This window comes from Ruegeria sp. ANG10 (assembly GCF_040705255.1).
GTDB lineage: Bacteria > Pseudomonadota > Alphaproteobacteria > Rhodobacterales > Rhodobacteraceae > Ruegeria.
The window spans coordinates 145,059-166,542 of sequence record NZ_JBFCVU010000005.1 but is presented as its reverse complement, the minus strand read 5'-3'; the positions used below and the strand labels follow the sequence as shown (position 1 = coordinate 166,542).

22 protein-coding genes are annotated in these 21,484 nt (G+C 59.6%); 16 read left to right on the top strand and 6 right to left on the bottom strand.

The window, feature by feature from the left end:
- Window positions 1–53 precede the first annotated feature (53 nt).
- Complete coding sequence (locus AB1A64_RS12930) at window positions 54–869, bottom strand: ChaN family lipoprotein (protein ID WP_366551783.1); 816 nt, start codon at window positions 867–869, stop codon at window positions 54–56.
- A complete protein-coding gene (locus tag AB1A64_RS12925; RefSeq protein WP_366551782.1) occupies window positions 866–1,744 on the bottom strand; it encodes an RNA polymerase factor sigma-32 in 879 nt (292 codons plus the stop codon). The genes AB1A64_RS12930 and AB1A64_RS12925 overlap by 4 nt, the downstream gene beginning before the upstream one ends.
- A gap of 100 nt (window positions 1,745–1,844) precedes the next feature.
- Here AB1A64_RS12925 and cobU point away from each other — a divergent pair, with 100 nt between their 5' ends.
- Genes cobU through AB1A64_RS12905 form a run of 4 tightly spaced genes read left to right on the top strand, consistent with a single transcriptional unit; the run spans window position 1,845 to window position 5,444 of the window.
- Window positions 1,845–2,366, top strand: coding sequence for a bifunctional adenosylcobinamide kinase/adenosylcobinamide-phosphate guanylyltransferase (gene cobU / locus AB1A64_RS12920; RefSeq protein ID WP_366551781.1), 522 nt, complete (start codon window positions 1,845–1,847; stop codon window positions 2,364–2,366).
- Window positions 2,363–2,941 (top strand): histidine phosphatase family protein, encoded by a 579-nt coding sequence (locus tag AB1A64_RS12915; protein ID WP_366551780.1) that lies wholly within the window; start codon window positions 2,363–2,365, stop codon window positions 2,939–2,941. The genes cobU and AB1A64_RS12915 overlap by 4 nt, the downstream gene beginning before the upstream one ends.
- A 58-nt stretch (window positions 2,942–2,999) precedes the next feature.
- Entirely contained in the window at window positions 3,000–3,884 is an 885-nt protein-coding gene (locus AB1A64_RS12910) for a glutathione S-transferase (protein WP_366551779.1), read from the top strand.
- Between the two features lie 45 nt (window positions 3,885–3,929).
- Window positions 3,930–5,444, top strand: coding sequence for a YifB family Mg chelatase-like AAA ATPase (locus tag AB1A64_RS12905; protein ID WP_366551778.1), 1,515 nt, complete (start codon window positions 3,930–3,932; stop codon window positions 5,442–5,444).
- Here AB1A64_RS12905 and gshB read toward each other — a convergent pair.
- From gshB to rsmI, 3 genes are all read right to left on the bottom strand, one after another.
- The gene (gshB, locus tag AB1A64_RS12900; RefSeq protein ID WP_366551777.1) at window positions 5,441–6,373 is read right to left on the bottom strand and encodes a glutathione synthase; all 933 of its coding nucleotides are present in this window, start codon (window positions 6,371–6,373) and stop codon (window positions 5,441–5,443) included. The two genes, AB1A64_RS12905 and gshB, sit on opposite strands and share 4 nt — an antisense overlap.
- A gap of 61 nt (window positions 6,374–6,434) precedes the next feature.
- Window positions 6,435–6,806: a YraN family protein gene (locus tag AB1A64_RS12895; protein ID WP_366551776.1), complete on the bottom strand. Its 372-nt coding sequence runs from the start codon at window positions 6,804–6,806 to the stop codon at window positions 6,435–6,437.
- 1 nt (window position 6,807) lies between these two features.
- Window positions 6,808–7,665 (bottom strand): 16S rRNA (cytidine(1402)-2'-O)-methyltransferase, encoded by an 858-nt coding sequence (rsmI, locus tag AB1A64_RS12890; protein WP_366551775.1) that lies wholly within the window; start codon window positions 7,663–7,665, stop codon window positions 6,808–6,810.
- 88 nt (window positions 7,666–7,753) lie between these two features.
- Between rsmI and AB1A64_RS12885 the strand changes: the two genes are divergently transcribed.
- From AB1A64_RS12885 to murJ, 3 genes are read left to right on the top strand one after another with little or no spacing between them, the layout of a single operon-like run.
- The gene (locus AB1A64_RS12885) at window positions 7,754–8,926 is read left to right on the top strand and encodes a penicillin-binding protein activator (protein WP_366551774.1); all 1,173 of its coding nucleotides are present in this window, start codon (window positions 7,754–7,756) and stop codon (window positions 8,924–8,926) included.
- A 10-nt stretch (window positions 8,927–8,936) separates the two neighbouring features.
- Window positions 8,937–11,705: a [protein-PII] uridylyltransferase gene (locus AB1A64_RS12880; protein WP_366551773.1), complete on the top strand. Its 2,769-nt coding sequence runs from the start codon at window positions 8,937–8,939 to the stop codon at window positions 11,703–11,705.
- Window positions 11,702–13,243, top strand: a complete 1,542-nt coding sequence (gene murJ, locus AB1A64_RS12875; protein ID WP_366551772.1) for a murein biosynthesis integral membrane protein MurJ — start codon at window positions 11,702–11,704, stop codon at window positions 13,241–13,243. The genes AB1A64_RS12880 and murJ overlap by 4 nt, the downstream gene beginning before the upstream one ends.
- Here the strand turns inward: murJ and AB1A64_RS12870 are convergent, their stop codons facing one another.
- A complete protein-coding gene (locus tag AB1A64_RS12870) occupies window positions 13,244–13,930 on the bottom strand; it encodes a rhomboid family intramembrane serine protease (RefSeq protein WP_366551771.1) in 687 nt (228 codons plus the stop codon).
- A gap of 86 nt (window positions 13,931–14,016) precedes the next feature.
- Between AB1A64_RS12870 and trpS the strand changes: the two genes are divergently transcribed.
- The 9 genes from trpS to AB1A64_RS12825 all read left to right on the top strand — a co-directional run bounded on the left by trpS (window position 14,017) and on the right by AB1A64_RS12825 (window position 21,482).
- Window positions 14,017–15,045 (top strand): tryptophan--tRNA ligase, encoded by a 1,029-nt coding sequence (trpS, locus tag AB1A64_RS12865; RefSeq protein ID WP_366551770.1) that lies wholly within the window; start codon window positions 14,017–14,019, stop codon window positions 15,043–15,045.
- A 58-nt stretch (window positions 15,046–15,103) separates the two neighbouring features.
- Entirely contained in the window at window positions 15,104–15,967 is an 864-nt protein-coding gene (locus AB1A64_RS12860) for a branched-chain amino acid aminotransferase (protein ID WP_366551769.1), read from the top strand.
- 65 nt (window positions 15,968–16,032) lie between these two features.
- On the top strand, window positions 16,033–16,488 hold the full coding sequence (locus tag AB1A64_RS12855) for a universal stress protein (RefSeq protein WP_170350587.1): 456 nt from the start codon (window positions 16,033–16,035) through the stop codon (window positions 16,486–16,488).
- Window positions 16,489–16,498: 10 nt separating this feature from the next.
- Entirely contained in the window at window positions 16,499–17,092 is a 594-nt protein-coding gene (locus AB1A64_RS12850) for a 2-hydroxychromene-2-carboxylate isomerase (RefSeq protein ID WP_366551768.1), read from the top strand.
- 69 nt (window positions 17,093–17,161) lie between these two features.
- Window positions 17,162–17,725, top strand: a complete 564-nt coding sequence (locus tag AB1A64_RS12845; protein WP_366551767.1) for a NifU family protein — start codon at window positions 17,162–17,164, stop codon at window positions 17,723–17,725.
- The gene (gene tsaB, locus AB1A64_RS12840) at window positions 17,715–18,299 is read left to right on the top strand and encodes a tRNA (adenosine(37)-N6)-threonylcarbamoyltransferase complex dimerization subunit type 1 TsaB (protein WP_366551766.1); all 585 of its coding nucleotides are present in this window, start codon (window positions 17,715–17,717) and stop codon (window positions 18,297–18,299) included. The genes AB1A64_RS12845 and tsaB overlap by 11 nt, the downstream gene beginning before the upstream one ends.
- Window positions 18,296–18,709, top strand: a complete 414-nt coding sequence (locus AB1A64_RS12835; protein ID WP_366551765.1) for a GNAT family N-acetyltransferase — start codon at window positions 18,296–18,298, stop codon at window positions 18,707–18,709. The genes tsaB and AB1A64_RS12835 overlap by 4 nt, the downstream gene beginning before the upstream one ends.
- A gap of 159 nt (window positions 18,710–18,868) precedes the next feature.
- Window positions 18,869–19,867, top strand: coding sequence for a BMP family ABC transporter substrate-binding protein (locus AB1A64_RS12830; protein WP_366551764.1), 999 nt, complete (start codon window positions 18,869–18,871; stop codon window positions 19,865–19,867).
- An 85-nt stretch (window positions 19,868–19,952) separates the two neighbouring features.
- Window positions 19,953–21,482 carry an ABC transporter ATP-binding protein gene (locus AB1A64_RS12825; protein WP_170516766.1) on the top strand — a complete coding sequence of 510 codons (1,530 nt, stop codon included), beginning with the start codon at window positions 19,953–19,955 and terminating at the stop codon, window positions 21,480–21,482.
- Window positions 21,483–21,484 lie beyond the last annotated feature (2 nt).

The window sequence follows — 21,484 nt, the reverse complement described above, 5'->3', positions numbered from 1 at the left end:
TCCTGTCCCGGTCGGCCCCGACATTAGGCAAGGGGGCCTGACAGTTCCAGCGGTTAATTCTGCTTTTGAAACGCCAGACACGGGTCTTCGCGTTCAACGCTGGGGCTGTCGATCACCGCGTCGAAGGTGCCGTTTACCACGCCATCCTCGGATTGACCCAGCACAAAGACTTTCAGTCCCGGGCGCAGTCGGGACAAAAACGTGGGAATGCCCCGATCCTTACGGGCATGGCCATTCCCGGTGATCACCGCAACCGGGCCGCCAGTTTCATCGGTGGCGCGCAAGATGGCGCGCGTCAGCACAGCGTCGCGCAAGCGCTGAATGGCCACCAGTTGCGGCAAAGCACTTTCTGGGATCGCATCGCAATGGGCGGCCAGTTGATCGGCCTCGCGCGCGGCCTGTTCGTCGGCTGGCAAAGGCACGGTCAGCCCGTAACGCGCTGCATCTGCGCCCAAAGCGGTGGCCGCGCCTCGCTCCATCGCGGCTCGGGCAGCGGCCCGTGGAACCATGGCCCCATAAACCGGCGCATCCGAGGCCTGAAAGACCGGGTAATACATGCTGAGCGGCGGCCAGCCCGATTCAAGCCATTCCAGAATACGCGCAAGCTCTTCGGGGTTGGATACAGCCTTATCCGCCAGTCGTTGCGCACCTTCCTCGGTCACCATCTCCCACACAACAGCCGAGGGGTTGATGGCCTTCAATGCTTCGGCCTGAATGACATGGTGTTGCGGGTTGTCGTGAATCTCGCCCAAAATGACCACGTCCGCCGAGGTCATCGCGGCCAGAACTTCATCGGGAATCAGATCTTCGGCTTGACCGGGCGCGGCCATAACCATCACTGCACAAACAAGAATCGCAAGCTGTTTCATGCGATGAAGTGTTGCACCTCGCGCGACTGGGCTTCAAGGTTCTTACGCATTTTAACGAAAGCCGCAGCCTCAAGCTGACGCACGCGTTCCTTGGACAGGCCAAGCTCTTGCCCCAGGCTTTCCAACGTGCGGGCCGGATCGCGCAGCTTGCGTTCGCGCACGATAAAGCGTTCGCGGTCGTTCAACGCTTGCATCGCCGTCACCAACCATTCACGCAGCTGTTCGGTATCGTGGGTGTTTTCGACCGTCTCGGCAGCTTGCTCGCGTTCATCCTCTAGCGCGTCGATCCATTCCCGACCGTCTTCATCGGTCGATTGCACCGCGTTCAGTGAGAAATCCGAGCCCGAAAGGCGCCCTTCCATCATCTCAACATCACGCAAGGGCACGCCTATTTCAGCTGCAATCATCTGATGCAATTGATGACGGTCCAGATCCATCCCTTCGGTTGCGGCCTCGCGTTCCAAACGCGCCTGAACGCGGCGCATGTTGAAAAACAGCGATTTCTGCGATGAGGTCGACCCAGTGCGTACCATCGACCAGTTGCGCATCACGTAGTCCTGAATGCTCGCCTTGATCCACCAGACCGCGTAAGTCGAAAACCGCACGCCTCGGTCGGGATCAAATTTGTCGGCTGCTTTCATAAGGCCCAATCCGGCCTCTTGAATAAGGTCATTCATCGGCGCGCCGTATCGTTTGAACTTGGCCGCCATCGAAATCGCCAGCCGCATATAGGCCGTGATCAACCGATGCAGCGCTTGTTCGTCGCGATCGTCACGCCACGCATAGGCCAGCTTTAATTCAGTTTCTGCGTCCAGCAATTCGGCTTTCATCGCCTGCCGGGACATCGAAAAATCGGTTCCATTATCCAGTGCCATGGAAATCTCCCCTTTTCACAGGCGCGGGCCGGGCTTGCCTTACCGACCTAGGGTCGATACGCAGAACAAAACCGGGTGGATCACCAGAAAGGTAATAATAGTGTATCCGGATTTAACCTTTGTGTTGGGTGGCGCGGCCTCTGGTAAATCCGTTTTTGCCGAGCAACTTGTTGTTTCATCGGGAAAAAACCGCGTTTATCTCGCCACATCACAAGTGTTTGATGATGAGATGCGCGACAAGGTTCAGCGCCATATCGCCCAACGTGGCGCAGGATGGACAACTGTCGAGGCCCCCTTTGATCTTGGCCCGGCCCTGTCCGATTTGACCCCCGATCATATCTGTCTGATCGACTGCGCCACCATGTGGCTGACCAATCATCTGTTGGCTGAAAACGATCTGGAACAGGCCCAATCCGCACTGTTGCAGGCCCTGCAATCGTGCCACGCACCGGTTGTCATCGTCTCGAACGAGGTCGGCCATGGCATCGTCCCGGACAACGCTCTGTCCCGCCGGTTCCGCGAAACACAGGGACGGTTGAACATTGCGCTGGCGGCACAAGCCGATCTGGCCGTGCAGGTCACCGCAGGGCTTCCGCTGGTGATGAAAGGACAATTGCCGTGACCCGGCTGCATCTTGTCCGCCATGGGCCAACCCATGCAAAAACCATGGTCGGGTGGTCCGACCTGCCTGCCGACCTCAGCGATCGTGCCGCTATCGCGCGGTTGCACGACCACCTACCGGACAAGGCGCTGGTGGTATCATCCGACTTGATGCGGGCTGCCGATACGGCATCGGCCATTCAGGGCAAACGCCAGCGCCTGCCGCACCACAGCGACCTGCGCGAGATTCACTTCGGCGCATGGGAATTGCGCAACTTCAAAGAGATCGAGGCCGAAGACCCCGATCTCGCCTTTGCCTATTGGGACAATCCCGGCGACGTACGCCCGCCCAATGGTGAAAGCTGGAACGAGGTTCGTGCCCGCGTCGATGCCGTGATCGACCAGTTGATTGACGATCACTCGGGCCACGACCTGATCATCGTGGCCCATTTCGGCGTGATCCTGACACAGGTGCAGCGCGCCCTCGGCGTTGACGCACAAGAAGCGTTCAGCCATCGCATCGACAACCTCTCGGTCACCGACATCACCCGTCATGGCGATCGCTGGTCGGTTGGGCGGATCAATCACTGTCCGTGATCACACCCCGCACAAATCACTGATTTACTGAACGATCGCGGCGCGCCATCGTAGTCGTATGACCTATGATTTATTTATCGGAGACCGCCTGTTTTCCAGCTGGTCCATGCGCGGCTGGCTGATGCTGGAAAAGTTCGGCCTTCCCTACCGAAACCACATGATCGGTCTCTATTCCGGCACCATGGCCGAGGATATGAAACCGCTGGCCCCGGCGCGCCTCGTCCCTGCCCTGCGCCTGCCGGATGGGACCGTAGTGGGCGAAAGCTTTGCCATGGCCGAGACCTTGGCCGAACGTCATCCTGAGGCCGGAATGTGGCCCGAAGACCCTGCCGCCCGCGCAACCGCCCGGTGGCTGTGCGCCGAAATGACGGCCGGGTTCGCGGCTTTGCGCGGAGAATGCCCGATGCAGCTGTTGCATTGCTGGCAGGGATTTGACCCATCGCCTGAAACGCTGGTTGATCTGGACCGGATCGAAACCCTCTGGGCACATGCCCGCACTATATCCGGCACAGAATCCGGGCCGCTTTTCGGCAGCTATTCTATGGTGGATGTATTTTACACCCCCGTGGCTGCACGGATCATTGGCTATGGTTTGCCGGTATCTGAAGCCAACCGAAAGTATTGCCTGGAATTGCTGTCCGACCCCGCAGCACGGCAATGGCGCGCGATGGGGTTGACCGTGACCTATGATCCCTTCCCCTACGCATTGGACCTGCTGTCAGAGGCCTGGCCCATCGGTGCGCAAGCCGATGCCCGGTCGGTGGACAACGGACCATCGATCAACGACGCCTGCCCCTATTCCCGCAAAGCGGTCACCCATTTTCTGGAACTGGACGGGCAGCGCTGGGGATTCTGCAATCGGTTCTGCCGCGACAAAACGGTCGCGGACCCCGGTGCGTGGCCAAAATTCTTGGCGATGACCGGCTCCGTTAACCATTCGTAAACCGCGCCCATGGCAGCAACGACCTGTTAACCAAATAGGTCGTTCATGGTCGCCCGTTCTCATACCGTTGCTTTCCAAGGGGTCGATGCCCGCCCGGTCGAGGTGCAATGCGCCGTCTCGCCGGGCCTGCCCGCTTTTTCCATTGTCGGTCTGCCCGACAAGGCCGTGTCCGAGGCCCGCGACCGCATCCGCAGCGCGCTAAGTTCGATGGCTATCGCGCTACCGTCGAAACGGATCACCATCAACCTATCCCCCGCTGACCTGCCCAAAGAAGGCAGTCATTTCGACCTGCCCATCGCCGTCGCGCTGCTTTCGGCCTTGGAAATCATCCCGTCCGACGCCGCCGAAGGCGCGGTTTCGCTGGGCGAGCTGTCGCTAGACGGCTCGCTGGTTCCGGTCGTCGGCGCGCTGCCTGCCGCCATGACCGCCGCAGCCGAGGACCGTACGCTGCTGTGTCCCCGTGCCTCCAGCGCCGAGGCCGCTTGGGTGGATGCCACACAGGTTATTGGCGCGGGGTCACTCGGCGATGTCGTACGCCATTTTTCGGGCCAGTCGCCCTTGCCTGCGGCCCAACCCGGCGAAGTGAACCTGGCCCCCAGTGCCCGCGATCTGCGTGATGTGAAAGGGCAGGAACGGGCCAAACGCGCGCTCGAGATTGCCGCCGCAGGTCGCCACCACCTGATCATGATCGGCTCGCCTGGATCGGGCAAATCCATGCTCGCCGCACGCCTGCCCGGTATTCTGCCGCCTCTGACCCCAATCGAGGCATTGGAAACTTCGATGATCCAATCCCTGTGCGGCTTGCTGGACGAAGGCGGCATCAGCCGCAGCCGCCCGTTTCGCGAACCCCACCATACAGCCTCGATGGCGGCTATTGTTGGGGGTGGCAAGGGCGCCAAACCGGGCGAGATTTCCTTGGCCCATAACGGCGTACTGTTCATGGACGAATTCCCCGAATTCCCGCGCACCGTGCTGGAAACCCTGCGCCAACCCATTGAGACGGGCGAGGTCATGGTCGCGCGCGCAAATGCCCATGTGAAATACCCCTGCCGGTTCATGTTGGTGGCCGCAGCCAACCCCTGCAAATGTGGATATCTAACCGATCCCGCCCGCGCCTGTTCTCGCGCGCCTGTCTGCGGAGAGGACTATCTGGGCCGCATATCAGGCCCGCTGATGGATCGGTTTGATCTGCGGATCGAGGTGCCTCCGGTCGGGTTCACCGATCTGGACCTGCCGCCCTCAGGTGACAGTTCGGCGACTGTTGCGGCGCGCGTCGACCAGGCCCGCGCCATTCAGGCCGAGCGGTTCCGAGACACGCCCGCCACCCGACAGAATGCCGATGTTGAAGGTTCGATACTGGAAGAGATTGCCGCGCCGGATGCCGAAGGCAAAGAGTTGCTGTTGAAAGCCGCTGAACGGTTCGGCCTGTCGGCGCGCGCCTTTCACCGTATTTTGCGGGTGGCGCGCACAATTGCCGATCTGGACGGCGCGCCAGATGTTCGGCGTCCGCACGTGGCCGAGGCGCTGAGCTTTCGCATCAGCGCAAAGGTCGCGTCTTAAAGTTTGGCTTCAATCGCCTGCCAGATCTTCTCGGCGATGTTCACACCATCGAATCGCTCAAGCTCCTGAATGCCGGTGGGCGAGGTCACGTTGATTTCGGTCAGATAGTCTCCGATCACGTCGATCCCTACGAAAATCTGGCCTTTTTCTTTCAGCAACGGGCCAATCGCCGCGCAAATCTCCCGGTCACGCTCGGACAAGCCGATCTTTTCGGGCCGCCCCCCTACATGCATGTTTGACCGCGTCTCACCCTTCGCCGGAACACGATTGATCGCGCCCACGGCTTCGCCATCCACAAGGATCACGCGCTTGTCGCCGTTGCTGACATCGGGCAGGAATTTCTGCACGATCAGCGGCTCGCGCGAGAAGCCTGTAAACAGCTCGTGCAGAGAGGTCAGGTTGCGGTCATTCGCATCCAGCCGGAACACGCCCGCGCCACCGTTGCCATAGAGCGGCTTCAAAATGACATCGCCGTGCTTTTCCTTGAACGCCTTGATGGTTTGCAGATCGCGCGCAATCGTCGTCGGCGGGGTCAGGTCGGGGAAATCCAGAACCAGCAGCTTTTCGGGATAATTCCGCACCCAGAACGGGTCATTGACCACCAATACCTGCCCTTTCAGGCGATCCAGCAGGTGGGTCGATGTGATATAGTGCATATCAAACGGAGGGTCCTGACGCAGCCAGATCACGTCGAACTCCGCCAAATCCACCTCGCGTTCCGGACCCAGCTCGGCCGGGTTGCCTGCCACACGCTGCACTTTCATGTCCTGACCGCGTGCGGTGATCCGCCCCTCCTGATAGGCCAATTGATCCGGGCTGTAGAAAAACAGCGTATGCCCGCGCGCCTGTGCTTCCTCGGCCAGACGGAATGAGCTGTCTGCGTTGGTATCCACGGCCCCGATCGGGTCCATCTGAAAGGCGATTTTCATGGCGTGTCCCTCAGTTTCACGCCAGATACATGGCCCAGCGCGCCCGAGGGTTCAATGGGTGTCAGGCCTGACCAAACGCGTTTTCGATGATTTGAACAGCCCCCGAGGCATCCACCAGTGCTGCGTCAAACCGAACATTTGTCAGCTGCCCGCCCGGTTCCGTTTCCAGAAATTGCGCTGCCGAGGTGAAAATCCGGTCAATCTGCCGCTGGCTAATCCGCGCCGCGGCCATGTCGAAACTGGTGCTTTTCTTGACCTCGATGAACACAAGCCCGTCATTGCCCCGAGCAATCAGATCAATCTCACCGCCCGCACCGCGCCAGCGATGATGCGCGATTGTGAAACCTCGGCGTTCATAATCGGCTGCGACCTGCAACTCTGCCGCCTGTCCGGCATGGTAGGAAACCGAACTTCGGACAGATCGCGCGGTCATATCATCCCTTTCCCAGTTTCAACGCCTTTTGATAAATCGGGCGGCGCGGCAGTTTGTACATCTGCGACACCAAATCCGCCGCATCACGCACCGAATGGGTTTCCAGGGCGCGCGTCAAAGCCTCTTCTATGTCGGATTCGTTAACAGTTTCCGAATGACCCCGGTCCACCAACAGAACAACTTCACCTTTGACCGTCTGCCCCTGCAGGGCAGTGGCCAGTTCCCCCAGAGATCCGCGCCGGACCTCTTCGAACTTTTTCGTCAACTCACGGCACATCGCGGCCTGGCGATCTTCACCCAACACCTCGGCCAAATCCGACAAGCAAGCCGCCACACGCTTGGGCGACTCGTAAAACACCAGCGTGCCGGGAATGTCGCGCAACGCCTCGATCCGCGTCCGGCGCGCACCGGTTGCGTTGGGCAAAAAGCCTGCGAAAAAGAACGCGTCCGTCGGCAATCCTGCCAGCGTCAACGCCATTAAAGCCGCCGACGGCCCCGGCGCGCAGGTCACCATATGCCCGGCCTCGGCCGCCTGCCGCCCCAGATCATAACCCGGATCGGCAATCAGCGGCATTCCGGCCTCGGACGCGTAAGCAACCGATTTCCCTTCGGCCAGAGCGTCCAGAATGTTGCCGCGCGCCCCCGCGCCGCTATGGTCGTGATAGGCCAGAATGCGCCGCCCCTCGAGAGGAACGCCATGAATCTCCATCAACCGGCGCAGGCTGCGCGTGTCTTCGGCGGCAATCACATCGGCCGAGGCCAGCACGTCCAGCGCCCTGAGCGTGATATCGCGCGCTGTTCCAATCGGAGTGGCAACAAAATACAGGCCGGTGCCCAATCTGACTTTTTGGAAATTCAAAGCTGGACCCTCACAGCGTGACGTTTATTATCGCGACCCAATAGATTGGCGGCATCTCAAGCCGCCGGGACAGGGAGTTTTCATTCAGATGTTTACCGTTTGCAAGCCCGTTCGCAAACTGGCGCGCACCGCCGCCGTACTGGCAACTGCCGCATTTCTGGCCGCCTGCGACGTCAGCACCATCGGCGGAGGTCCGTCGATCAACACATCCGACCCCGTGCCTGTTGCCCTCTTGGTCCCTGCCGGATCGGGGCAGGCCGGTGATGCGGCGCTGGCACGCAGCTTGGAAAACGCAGCCCGGCTGGCCATGTCGGATCTGCAGAATGTTCAGATCGATCTGCGCGTTTATGACACGCGGGGCAGTTCGAATACGGCTGCGGCGGTTGCGCAGCAAGCGGTGGCAGACGGGGCGAAGATCATCCTAGGTCCGGTCTATGCGCAGGCTGCAAACTCTGCAGGCATTGCGGCGCTGAGCAGCAACGTCAACGTGTTGTCCTTCTCGAACAACACCAGCATTGCAGGCGGCAATGTGTTCGTGCTTGGACCAACTTTCGACAATACAGCCAACCGCCTTGTCAGTTTTGCTGGGTCGCAAGGCAAATCGAACATGGTCATCGTTCACAGCAACGATGCTGCGGGCCAGTTGGGTCAAACCGCCATTGCCAATGCGCTAGCTGGCAGCCGCGTTAACAATGCAGGATCGGTGGGGTATGACCGCTCGCAGCAGGGCGTCATCAATTCGGTTCCCTCGGTTAAAGCAACCGTAGATGCGTCTGGTGCGGATTCGCTGTTCTTGACGGCAACCACAGCCGGCGCGCTGCCGCTTTTCACTCAGCTGCTGCCCGAAGCGGGTGTTTCCACAACAAACACGCAATTTATCGGTCTGACACGCTGGGACATCCCACCGCAAACACTGGACTTGCCGGGTGTGCAAGGTGGCTGGTTTGCGCTGCCGGATCCATCGAAAGCGCAGGCATACCGGCAGCGGTATAACAATACCTATGGCGAGGCCCCGCACCCGATCAGCGGATTGGCCTATGACGGCATCGCCGCTATCGCCGCACTTGTCAGTCAGGGCAAATCCAACGCGCTGACCGCTTCGGCGCTGACGCAAAACGCCGGTTTCCAGGGCGTCGGTGGTATCTTCCGCCTGCGACCGAACGGCACGAATGAACGCGGTCTGGCTGTCGCCACGATCCAGAATAAACAGGTAGTAGTGATTGACCCTGCCCCACAAAGCTTCACAGGCGCCGGTTTCTGAGAAAACGGGTTTGACGCTCACCCCCAGGGGTGAGTTGATCTGCCCGGCGGATGAAATTTTCGACAGCGCCGCCGTCATGGCACAGCTGTCGGAGGCCTTTGACAAGACCTCGGACAATGCTGCGCGGCGCAATGAGACCGTGCGTATTCTGCGTGACGCCCAGAAAGCCGGGCGTCAGGCCATTGCCGATGCCTTCGCCGAACGCCCGTTTGATGCGCGGCCGCTGACCCATTCCTACACCTATCTGACTGACGGGCTGGTTTGCACCGCGATGAAGGTTTCAAGCGAGGATTTGCACCCCCTGGCCACGCCGACGCAGGGAGAACGGATCGCAGTGCTGGCGGTAGGCGGTTACGGGCGCGGAGAAATGGCACCGTCCTCTGATGTCGATCTACTGTTCCTGACCCCCTATAAGATCACCGCATGGGCCGAGAGCGTGATCGAATCCATGCTGTATATCCTGTGGGATTTGCGGCTGAAGGTTGGCCACGCATCCCGCACGATCAGGGATTGCCTGCGGCTTGGGGCCGAGGATTTCACCATCCGTACCTCGATGCTGGAACAACGCTATCTGGCGGGGGACAACAAGCTGGCCGCTGAGCTGGACAACCGCCTGAAGGCTGACTTGTTCAAAGGCAGCGAGCGAGAGTTCATCGAAGCCAAACTGCAAGAACGCGATGAGCGTCACCAAAAACAGGGTGAGCGCTATATGGTCGAGCCCAATGTCAAAGAAGGCAAAGGCGGGCTGCGCGATCTGCAATCGCTCTACTGGATCGCGAAATACATCTATGGAGTTCAGGATGTGGCCGAACTGGTGCCGCTGGGCCTGTTCACGCCCGAGGAATTCAAAACCTTCGTAAAAGCCGAGGATTTTCTGTGGGCGGTGCGTTCGCATCTGCACCTGATTACCAGACGCCCGACCGAGCAACTGACCTTTGACCTGCAGGTCGAGGTGGCCGACCGGATGGGTTATGAGGACCGAGCCGGGCGCCGCGCGGTCGAAGTGTTCATGCAGCGCTATTTCCGTGAGGCCACTTATGTGGGTGAACTGACGCGTATCTTTCTGACCAAGCTGGAAGCCTCGCATATGAAGGGTGAGGCCCTGCTGGAACGCATCTTCCGTCGCCGACCAAGGGTCAAGGCGGGCTACAAGATGGTACACGGCCGCCTGGACGTGGCCGACCCCGAGAATTTCCTGACCGACAAGCTGAATCTGCTGCGTCTGTTCGAAGAAGGCCTGCGCACCGGTATGCTGATTCACCCGGATGCAATGCGATTGGTGACAGCAAACCTGAACTTGATCGACGAAGATATGCGCGAGAACCGCGAGGCGCAGCGCATCTTTCTGGATCTGATGCTGAAACACGGCAACCCCGAACGCGCCCTGCGGCGGATGAACGAATTGGGGGTGCTGTCCGCCTTTCTGCCCGAGTTCGAGCACATCGTGGCGATGATGCAATTCAACATGTATCACAGCTACACCGTGGACGAACACACCATCCAATGTATCGTCAACCTTGCCCAGATCGAACGGGGCGAATTGATTGAACCGCTGCCGCTGGTGTCGTCCATTTTGAAGGGCGGTGTGAACCGGAAGGTGCTGTATGTCGCGTTGTTGCTGCATGACATCGCCAAAGGAAGACCCGAGGATCACTCGATCCTCGGCGCACAGATCGCGCGCAAGGTCGCACCCCGGCTGGGGTTGAACAAGGCGGATTCGGAAACCGTGGAATGGCTGGTGCGCTATCACCTGCTAATGTCGGACATGGCGCAAAAGCGCGACATCTCGGACCCGCGCACGGTGCGCGATTTCGCCAAGGCGGTGAAAACGGTCAAGCGACTGGATTTGCTGACGGTTCTGACGGTCTGCGACATTCGCGGGGTCGGGCCGAACACGTGGAACAACTGGAAAGCCACCCTTTTGCGCGCCCTGCACGCCGAAACCAAGCGCGCGCTTGAAACCGGGATGGAGGACCTCAACCGCGCCAATCGCGGGACCGAGGCCAAAAAGGCCCTGCGCAACGCGTTGTCGGATTGGTCCAAGGCGGACCTCAAGACCGAAACCGGGCGGCATTACCCGCCTTATTGGCAGGGTCTGAACCTGCCTACTCAAATAGAATTTGCCGAGATGCTGCGGGCGCTGGAACGTGGCGGCGACCCAGGTGAGATGGAAATTCGCTTGCATCCGGACGAAGACCGCGACGCCACCCGTGCCTGTTTCGCGATGGGCGACCATCCCGGCATCTTTGCACGGATCGCCGGTGCGCTAGCGCTGGTCGGGGCCAACGTGGTGGATGCGCGCAGCTACACCACCAAAGACGGGTTTGTGACCGATGCGTTCTGGATTCAGGACGCCGAAGGCCACCCGTTCGAGGCCAGCCGCCTGCCGCGTCTGAACCAGATGATCCAAAAAACGCTCAGAGGTGAGGTCGTAGCCCGCGACGCGCTGAAATCCCGCGACAAGATCAAGAAACGGGAACGGGCCTTCAACGTGCCGACCCATATCACCTTCGATAATGACGGGTCCGAGATTTACACGATCATCGAGGTCGATACCCGCGACCGTCCCGGTCTGCTGTATGACCTGACCCGAACGCTGGCCGCGGCGAATGTCTATATCGCCAACGCAGTGATCGCGACCTATGGCGAACAGGTGGTCGACACCTTTTACGTCAAGGACATGTTTGGCCTGAAATACCATGCGGAAGGCAAACAGCGCACGCTTGAAACCAAACTGCGCAAGGCCATCACCGAAGGCGCTGAGCGCGCGGCCTCATGAAGCAGATCCGGTTGTTTTCAGGCCTGTTCACGGTCGGGTTCTGGACGCTGGCCAGCCGGATTCTGGGCTTTTTGCGGGAAATCCTGCTGACGGCTTATATCGGCCCGGGTCCGGTGATGGATGCTTTTGTCGCGGCCTTCCGTCTGCCAAATATGTTCCGCCGTTTCTTTGCCGAGGGCGCGTTCAACGCGGCCTTTGTGCCGATGTTTTCCAAGCGGTTGGAAGGCGAAGAAAACGCCCAAGGCTTTGCGCAGGACGCTTTCAATTTGTTGGCCGTGGCGGTGCTGGCGCTGGTCGGGCTGGCAATGGTGTTCATGCCCGCGCTGGTCTGGATCACGGCCGAGGGCTTTTATGGCGACGAACGGTTCGATCTGGCCGTGGATTATGGCTATGTAGTGTTTCCCTACATCCTGTTCATGTCACTGGCGGCGCTGTTCTCGGGCGTTTTGAACGCCACGGGCCGTTTTGCCGCCGCCGCCGCCGCACCCGTATTGCTGAACATCTTCGCCTGCACGGCCCTGGTTGCCGCAGCCGCAGCCGGGGGCGAAGTGATCCGCTGGCTGATCACTGTCATCCCTTTGGCCGGGATCGCGCAACTGGCGCTGGTCTGGGTTGCGACCGAACGCGCGGGCATTCGCATCCGCCCCAGCCTGCCAAAACTCAGCCCCGAGATGCGCCGCATGGTGCGCATCGCCGTTCCGGCGGCACTGGCAATGGGCGTCACTCAGATCAATCTGGTGGTGGGGCAGTTGGTGGCCTCAAAAACCGAAAAGGCGATCAGCTGGCTGTTCGCAGCCGACCGGCTGTATCAACTGCCGCTGGGCGTGGTGGGCATCGCAGTCGGCATCGTGCTGTTGCCCGATCTGTCACGCCGCCTTCGCGCCGGAGACAAGGACGGCGCACGCAACGCATTTTCCCGCGCGGGTGAGTTCACGCTGTTGCTGACCATCCCGTCGACCGTGGCCTTTGTGATCCTTCCAAACCCGATGGTCTCGGTCCTGTTCGAACGGGGCCAATTCAGCGCCGAGGACACCGCCGCCACCGCGCTGGCAGTGGCAATATACGGCATCGGCCTGCCTGCCTTTATGCTGCAAAAGCTGCTGCAACCGCTGTATTTCGCGCGTGAGGATACGCGGTCCCCGTTCCGCTATGCCGTGGTTGCGATGATCGTGAATGCCGGGCTGGCCTTTGGCCTTTATCCGTTGGTGGGTTGGATCGCACCGGCGATTGCGGCGTCGGCTGCCGGTTGGGCCATGGTCGGTCTGCTGATCCTCGGCGCGCGACGCATGGGTGAAGAGGCGCGGTTCGACGACCGCTTCAAACACCGGGCATGGCGCATCGTGGCCGCGTCGCTGGGGATGGGGGTCGTTCTATACGCCGCCATTCACCTGTTCGGCTGGGCGTTCGAGCTGTCCGGCTGGCGTTACCTGGCGCTGATCATCCTGATCAAAGTTGCCGCGGCCACCTATTTCTTTCTGGGCCACCTGTTTGGCGCTTTCGAGGTTTCGGAGTTCCGCAAAGCCTTGCGTCGGTCGTGATCAGTCGCGGCGAATGCGCCGCACGATCCGCGCCCAACCACCCGGGACAAGCAGGAACGAAAGGCCGAAGCCCGTTGCGAACCCACCCAGATCGGCCACCCAATCAGACGTGCCGCCGAACAGCAGGCCAAACACCAGTTGAATCCCCATCAGGGCCGCGATCAAACCAAAGGCGCGGTGTTGGTTTTCCCCGACCAGTGACAGCTTGCGCCACAGCAGCCACGTGAACGCGCCGATCAGGCCATAGACAGGCGGGAACCCTCCGACCAGCGGATAGTTGGGGGCCAGCAGCAGCGCATAGGCCAGTGCCCCGCCCACGCCAGACAGCACGAAGATCACCAGCATCTGAAACCCACCAAAGACCTCGGCCACCATCTTGCCCATAGCCAGCAGGAAGACGCAGACAAATACGGCCTGCGTGAAGCTGCCCGACACGAATGGATAGGTCACGAAACGCATGACATGTTCGAACGGCCAGCGCCCGTTCTCGACCATCCAATCGAAGATATCGGGCGAAAACGAATAGCTTTGCAACGCATCCAGCCGCCAGCCCACCGCCGACGGACCGCCGATCAGCCCGCGTGTTCCCAGGGTAAAGGCCAGCTCTACCCCCATGATGAACAGCACCAAAGCCACCACAACGGGCGGCAAAGGGTTCACGGCGGGTGTATAATTCTCACTGCTCATTGGGCTGGCCTTTCGCGGCGGTTGACGTCCCTTGGCCTCATGGGTAAGCGACGGGGGCTGATTTTTCCAGACGGGAGTTCCCTTCGATGACCGAGACCCAGTTCACACCACGCGTGTTTTCCGGCATCCAGCCGTCGGGAAACCTGCATCTTGGCAACTATCTGGGTGCGCTCAAGCGGTTTGTGGATATGCAGCAGCCGGATATGGAGACCATCTATTGCATGGTCGATCTGCACGCGATAACCGTCTGGCAAGACCCCAAGGAACTGGCGCATTCGACACGTGAACTGTGTGCGGGCTTTATTGCTGCCGGTCTAGACCCGGATAAATCGATCCTGTTCAACCAAAGCCAAGTGCCTGAGCATGCGCAACTGGCGTGGATCTTCAACTGCGTCGCCCGCATGGGTTGGATGCAGCGGATGACCCAGTGGAAGGACAAGGCCGGTAAGAACCAGCAAAACGCCTCGTTGGGTCTGTTCGCCTATCCGTCGCTGATGGCAGCCGACATTCTGACCTATCACGCAACGCATGTGCCGGTTGGTGACGACCAAAAACAGCACCTGGAATTGACCCGCGATATCGCGATCAAGTTTAACCATGATTACGGCGTCGATTTCTTTCCGATCACCGAACCGGTGATCGAAGGGGCCGCAACCCGTGTCATGAGCCTGCGCGACGGGTCCAAAAAGATGTCCAAGTCCGACCCATCGGACATGAGCCGCATCAACATGACCGACGACGCCGACACGATTGCCAAAAAGATTCGCAAAGCCAAAACCGACCCGGATGCCTTGCCATCCGAAATTGACGGCCTTGAGGACCGCCCCGAAGCCCGCAATCTAGTGAACATCTATGCCGCGCTCAGCGATCAGACGGTCGAGCAGGTTTTGGCAGATGTTGGCGGCAAACAGTTCGGTGAATTCAAACCGATGCTGGCGGAACTGGCGGTGGAAAAACTGTCGCCTATCTCGTCCGAAATGGCCCGGCTGATGGGCGAAGAAGCCGAGATTGACCGGATACTGGGCAAAGGTGCGGAAAAGGCCCGAGCGATTGCCGCGCCGATCCTGCAGCAGACCTACGAAATTGTGGGCATGGTCAGCTCAAAACAAGGCTGATTGCGCTGGACGTTACCGCAGCGCCTTCCTAGGTTTGCGCAAAGCTTGGGAGGGCATCATGGCAGTCGGTAAGAACATCCGCACCTATTTCGAGGGTCAGTGGCATGACGGGGATGCCCCGATCATGCGTGCCGCCGATCACGGTGCTTGGCTGGGATCGTCAGTCTTCGACGGTGCCCGGTATTTCGACGGCATGGCCCCGGATCTTGAGGCACATTGTGCCCGCGTGAACCGCTCGGCCAAGGCACTGATGCTGACCCCGTTCGTCTCAACCCAGCAGATGGTAGAGATCATCCGCGAGGGATTGGCCTCTTACGGGCCAGACGCGGCCGTTTATATCCGCCCGATGTATTGGGGCATCGACGGCGACGCGACCGCGATTGTCCCACAGGAAAACAGCACCGGTTTTGCCATCTGCTTAGAAGAGATCCCGATGGCGCCCGAGACCGCCTCGGTCACGCTGGGCACCACAAAGTTCCGCCGCCCGGTTCTGGAATCGGCGGTGGTGAATGCCAAAGCCGGGTGCCTCTACCCCAACAATGCGCGCATGCTGCAAGAGGTTCGCGCCAAGGGGTTCTCGAATGCGCTGGTCGCGGACGCTCTGGGCCACGTGGCCGAGACCGCAACCGCCAACATCTTCATGGTCCGTGACGGAGAGGTGTTTACCCCAACCCCCAACGGCACCTTCCTGGCTGGCATCACCCGCGCGCGCCACATTGAAAACCTGCGCGCCGACGGAACGCTCGTTCACGAAGCCATCCTTGGCTTTGACGATTTCCACAGGGCGGATGAGGTCTTTATGACCGGCAACATGAACAAGATCACCCCGGTCACCGCGCTGGAGGATACGCAATATCAAATCGGCCCCATAGCCCGCCGTGCGCGCGAGCTGTATTGGGACTGGGCACTAAGCACCCGCTAACCAGCCGCTTATTGCCAGCACGCAAATGGTCGGGCATGATCGCCTGAAATATACGAGGACACTTCATGCGCAAATTCTTGGTCGTTCTGGATGACAGTCGCGAATGCCTGAACGCAATGCGTTTTGCCGCTATGCGCGCAGCCCACACTGGCGGCGGCGTTACAATCCTGTCGGTCATTCCGCCGGATGAGTTCAACCACTGGATCGGCGTGGCCGAGGTAATGCGCGAGGAAGCACGCGAGCGTATTCACGCCCATTACGAGGTGTTCGCCAAGTGGATGCGCGACAAGCAAAACATCGACCCCGAACTGGCCATCCGCGAAGGTGAACCGGTCGCCGAGATCATCGAACATGTGCAATCAGACCCCGAGATCGGGGTGCTGGTGCTGGGCGCGGGCGTCGAAAAGAAAGGCCCCGGGCCGCTGGTGACGCAATTGACCAAGAATTCGGGCAACCTGCCAATCCCGATCACCATCGTGCCCGGTGACCTGAGCAAGGAAAAGCTGGAAGAAATCACCTAAAAGGACCCCCATGCAGCGCAGCATCCAGTTCTGGTTCGAATTCGCATCCACATACTCTTACCTAAGCGCGATGCGAATCGAGGATCTGGCTGCGCAGAACGGGGTGTCAGTTGAATGGCATCCCTTTTTGCTTGGTCCGATTTTCGCCGCGCAGGGCTGGGACAATTCCCCGTTCAATATCTATCCCGCCAAAGGGCGCTATATGTGGCGCGATATGGAGAGGTTGTCGGCCCGACGGGGGTTGCGATTTGCCCGGCCTGACCCCTTCCCCCAAAATGGTCTGAAGGCCGCGCGGCTAGTGATGACGATTGAAGCCCACCCTCAACGGGCTGCCTTTGTTCGGGCTGTCTATGCCGCCGAATTCGTTGATGGCCTCAATATCTCGGACGACAAGGTGCTGATCGACTGCCTGTCCCAAGCCAGCCTGCCCCCAGAAACTCTGGCCCGCTGTCAAGACCCGGATATCAAGGCGGCCCTGATCCAACAGACTCAGACCGCACAGGACAATGGGATTTTCGGGGCGCCAAGCTTTCTAGTGGGGGATGAACTGTTCTGGGGCGATGACCGGCTGGATGAGGCGATGCAACTGGCGGCTGAAATTTAGAATGGTTCCAAATCTTGACTTCCCCGGCCCGGACCCGCATATCAGGTACAACTGAAACGGAGCCGTGACATGTTCATCCAGACCGAATCCACGCCGAACCCTGCAACGCTGAAATTCCTGCCCGGTCAGCCGGTGCTGGAAGCAGGCACTGCAGACTTCCCTTCGGCAGAAGCCGGGGAAAAATCGCCCTTGGCGAAACGGATTTTTGCAGTGGCTGGTGTCACCGGCGTGTTCTTTGGCAATGACTTCGTCACCGTGACCAAATCGGATGACGTTCAGTGGGATCACATCAAACCGGCCATTCTGGGCGCTGTGATGGAGCATTTTCAGTCCGGTCAGCCGGTATTGGGTGAAGATGCCGTTGATGGGTCAGGTCACGCAGAACATTTCGGCGAAGACGTCGAAGTGGTCAATCAAATCAAAGACCTGCTGGATACGCGTGTGCGCCCGGCGGTGGCGCAGGATGGTGGCGACATCACCTTTCACGGGTTCGACCGGGGCGTTGTTTACCTGCACATGCAGGGGGCCTGCGCGGGCTGCCCATCCTCAACCCTGACGCTGAAAATGGGGATCGAGAACCTGTTGCGCCATTATATCCCAGAAGTGACCGAGGTTCGCCCCGTTGCCGTCTGACCCGATCATTCTGGCATTTGACACATCGGCCGCGCATTGCGCGGCCGCTTTGCTACGTGGCGACACGATTGTCGCTTCACACGTTGAGCCCATGTCACGCGGGCAGGCAGAACGGTTGATGCCGCTGCTGGAAGAGATTCTGGCCAAGGCTGATTGCACGTGGCGCGATCTGACCGCCATTGGAGTCGGGATCGGGCCGGGGAATTTTACCGGCATCCGTATCTCGGTCTCGGCAGCGCGGGGATTGGCGTTGGGGCTTGGTATCCCGGCTGTTGGAGTTACCGGATTTGATGCCTTGTCTGAAATCGGGGACGGGATTCCCGCGATCCGCGCGCCCCGCGAGCAAGTCTATGTTGCGCTGCCCGGTCAGGACCCGGCACTGATGGCGCAGGAACAGGCAGAATCACTTGGAAATCTGATTCTGAATGATGACGCCGAGTTGCTGGTCAACGCGCTTGCCCGGCTTACAGCGCAAAGATGGTCCACCACGACCCAGCCCCCAGCCCCGTTATATGTGCGCCCGGCTGATGCGGCCCCGTCAAAGGACTCACCACCGGTTCTGCTGGACGGATGATCCCGCAAGAATTGGCTCATACCCATGCGGCAGCCTTCACGCAATCGCGCCCTTGGACGGAATCAGAATTTGCTGATATTCTGACCAATCGGTTCACGCATGTCATTGGTAACGCTGACTGTTTTGCCCTGTTTCAGGTCATCGCAGGTGAAGCTGAACTGCTGACAATCGCCACTCATCCCAACCAACAGCGCCAAGGTCTGGCCCTGCGCTGCATGCAGGACTGGCACGCAAAAGCCATAGCTTTGGGCGCAACCCGCGCCTTTCTAGACGTTGCGGCAGATAATCACCCGGCCATTGCGTTGTACCAGCGCTGTGGATACACAACCTGCGGCCTGCGCAAGGGTTACTATATGCGCGAAAAAGCTGAGAAAATCGACGCCGTTGTTATGACCTGCGCCCTGACCTGACCGACGCCTCCTAATTTTTTCGACCATTTGGTCAAGAATCAGTTGACCGACCCGGTTGCAAACGCCCTTAATTCCCGCCATCACAACAGTTATGCTCGCTCACAGTGGGTAATCGGGGCTATCTTGACCTCGACCAACAATAACAAACGGGAGTATGAAATGACCCTGATGAAATCCTTGATGAGCGCTGCCGCCGCCATCGCCTTGACTGCGGGTGCGGCCTTGGCCGAACCGGCCCTGATCTTCGATCTGGGCGGCAAGTTCGACAAATCGTTCAACGAAGCCGCGCATAACGGTGCGTCGCGTTGGGCCGAGGAAACCGGTGGCACCTACCGTGAGATCGAACTGCAATCCGAAGCGCAGCGCGAACAGGCCCTGCGCCGTTTCGCCGAAGCAGGCCTGAGCCCGATCATCACCATGGGCTTCGCGATGGCCGATCCGCTCAGCACGGTCGTTGCTGATTACCCCGACACGAAATTTGTCGTCGTTGATGTAAACTGGCTGGACGCCCCGAACTTGCGTCAGGTTGGCTTTGCCGAACATGAAGGCTCTTACCTGGTAGGCATGATGGCCGCCATGGCATCGGAATCGGGCACAATTGGCTTTATCGGCGGCATGGATGTCCCCTTGATCCGTCATTTTGGATGTGGTTACGCCCAAGGTGCCAAGGCTGTGAACCCGGATATCAACGTGGTCGCAAACATGACCGGCACCACCCCGGCCGCATGGAACGACCCGGTCAAAGGGTCCGAACTGACCAAGGCACAGATCAGCCAAGGCGCTGACGTGGTCTATGCTGCTGCAGGCGGCACCGGCGTTGGCGTTCTGCAAACCGCAGCCGACGAAGGCATCCTGTCGATCGGCGTGGACAGCAACCAGAACCACCTGCACCCCGGCAAGGTCCTGACCTCGATGCTGAAACGCGTGGATGTGGCCGTTTATGACGCCATGAGTGCAGGCAATGACATTGAGACCGGTGTATTCGCCATGGGTCTGGCCGAAGAAGGTGTTGGCGTTGCAATGGACGAAAACAACGCTGATCTGGTTTCGGATGAGATGAAAGCAGCCGTTGACAAAGCCCGTCAGGACATCATCGACGGTAATGTCACGGTCGTCAGCTATTACGAGAACGACAGCTGCCCGGCACTGCAGTTCTGATATCGCTTGGGGCGGGGGTTGATCCTCCGCCTCATCCCCACTTGGCCGCACTGTTCGCGGCCTTTTCGGCAATTGAGGACACGACATGACAGTCCCCGCCATTGAGCTCAAAGGGATTTCCAAAGCCTTTGGGCCGGTTCAGGCCAACAAGGACATTTCCATCAGCGTCGCCCCCGGCACGATCCACGGGATCATCGGTGAAAACGGTGCGGGCAAATCCACGCTGATGAGCATTCTTTACGGTTTCTACAAAGCCGACAAAGGTGAGATCTGGATCAACGGGACCAAGACCGACATCCCTGATAGCCAAGCGGCGATTGCGGCAGGCATCGGGATGGTGTTCCAGCATTTCAAGCTGGTTGAGAATTTCACGGTTCTGGAAAACATCGTTCTGGGTGCCGAAGATGGCGGGCTGTTGGCCCCGTCTTTGTCCAAGGCCCGAAAAGAACTGAAAGAGCTGGAAGAAGAATACGAGCTGTTTGTTGACCCCGACAAACGCATCGATGAGATCGGCGTGGGGATGCAGCAGCGGGTCGAAATCCTCAAAGCATTGTATCGCAAGGCCGAAATCCTGATCCTGGACGAACCCACCGGCGTTCTGACCCCGGCCGAGGCCGATCAGCTGTTCCGCATTCTCGACCGTCTGCGGGCCGAAGGAAAGACAATCATCGTGATCACCCACAAGCTGCGCGAGATCATGGAAAACACCGATACAGTCTCGGTGATGCGGCGTGGGCAGATGACGGCGACAGTCAAAACGGCCGAGACCAGCCCAGAAGAACTGGCCGAGCTGATGGTAGGCCGCAAAGTTCTGCTGCAGGTCGACAAGGTTCCTGCAAAACCCGGTAAACCCATTCTTGAGGTCGAAAACCTGCGCGTCTTCGATTCAGCCGGCGTTGAGCGGGTCAAGGGTATCGACTTGACGGTCCGCGCGGGTGAGATCGTCGGTATCGCCGGTGTTGCGGGTAATGGCCAGTCGGAACTGCTTGAGGTTTTGGGCGGGATGCGGCCTGGCAAAGGGTCGATCAAGCTGAATGGTGAACCGCTGGCGCTTAGTGGGCATGGGTCTGACGGTCAGGCGCGGCGTGCGCAGCACATCGCTCACGTCCCCGAGGATCGTCAGCGCGAGGGCCTGATCATGGATTTCCACGCGTGGGAAAACGTGGCGTTCGGCTATCACCGCGACCCCGCCTATAAGCGCGGTCTGTTCATGGACAATGCCGCCCTGCGCGCGGATACCGAGCGCAAGATTGAAAAGTTCGATGTGCGCCCGCCCAATGGCTGGCTGACCGCCAAAAGCTTTTCAGGCGGCAACCAACAGAAAATCGTCGTCGCGCGCGAGATCGAGCGGAACCCCGACCTGTTGCTGGTCGGCCAACCGACACGCGGTGTGGATATCGGCGCGATCGAATTCATTCACAAACAAATCGTCGCCCTGCGCGATCAGGGCAAGGCGATCCTGCTAGTCTCGGTCGAGCTGGAGGAGATCTTCTCGCTGTCTGACCGGATCGCGGTGATGTTCGACGGACATATCATGGGCGAACGCCTGCCCCATGAGACTGATGAAAAAGAACTGGGCCTGCTGATGGCCGGTGTTGCGGAAGAGGCCGCGTGAAG

Bases quoted from the DNA above. Each gene is read 5' to 3' on its own strand.
- AB1A64_RS12930 (WP_366551783.1), bottom strand. From the start codon at position 869: ATGAAACAGCTTGCGATTCTTGTTTGTGCAGTGATGGTTATGGCCGCG.
- AB1A64_RS12925 (WP_366551782.1), bottom strand. From the start codon at position 1,744: ATGGCACTGGATAATGGAACCGATTTTTCGATGTCCCGGCAGGCGATG.
- AB1A64_RS12910 (WP_366551779.1), top strand. From the start codon at position 3,000: ATGACCTATGATTTATTTATCGGAGACCGCCTGTTTTCCAGCTGGTCC.
- AB1A64_RS12905 (WP_366551778.1), top strand. From the start codon at position 3,930: ATGGTCGCCCGTTCTCATACCGTTGCTTTCCAAGGGGTCGATGCCCGC.
- gshB (WP_366551777.1), bottom strand. From the start codon at position 6,373: ATGAAAATCGCCTTTCAGATGGACCCGATCGGGGCCGTGGATACCAAC.
- AB1A64_RS12895 (WP_366551776.1), bottom strand. From the start codon at position 6,806: ATGACCGCGCGATCTGTCCGAAGTTCGGTTTCCTACCATGCCGGACAG.
- AB1A64_RS12885 (WP_366551774.1), top strand. From the start codon at position 7,754: ATGTTTACCGTTTGCAAGCCCGTTCGCAAACTGGCGCGCACCGCCGCC.
- murJ (WP_366551772.1), top strand. From the start codon at position 11,702: ATGAAGCAGATCCGGTTGTTTTCAGGCCTGTTCACGGTCGGGTTCTGG.
- AB1A64_RS12870 (WP_366551771.1), bottom strand. From the start codon at position 13,930: ATGAGCAGTGAGAATTATACACCCGCCGTGAACCCTTTGCCGCCCGTT.
- trpS (WP_366551770.1), top strand. From the start codon at position 14,017: ATGACCGAGACCCAGTTCACACCACGCGTGTTTTCCGGCATCCAGCCG.
- AB1A64_RS12860 (WP_366551769.1), top strand. From the start codon at position 15,104: ATGGCAGTCGGTAAGAACATCCGCACCTATTTCGAGGGTCAGTGGCAT.
- AB1A64_RS12855 (WP_170350587.1), top strand. From the start codon at position 16,033: ATGCGCAAATTCTTGGTCGTTCTGGATGACAGTCGCGAATGCCTGAAC.
- AB1A64_RS12850 (WP_366551768.1), top strand. From the start codon at position 16,499: ATGCAGCGCAGCATCCAGTTCTGGTTCGAATTCGCATCCACATACTCT.
- AB1A64_RS12845 (WP_366551767.1), top strand. From the start codon at position 17,162: ATGTTCATCCAGACCGAATCCACGCCGAACCCTGCAACGCTGAAATTC.
- AB1A64_RS12835 (WP_366551765.1), top strand. From the start codon at position 18,296: ATGATCCCGCAAGAATTGGCTCATACCCATGCGGCAGCCTTCACGCAA.
- AB1A64_RS12830 (WP_366551764.1), top strand. From the start codon at position 18,869: ATGACCCTGATGAAATCCTTGATGAGCGCTGCCGCCGCCATCGCCTTG.
- AB1A64_RS12825 (WP_170516766.1), top strand. From the start codon at position 19,953: ATGACAGTCCCCGCCATTGAGCTCAAAGGGATTTCCAAAGCCTTTGGG.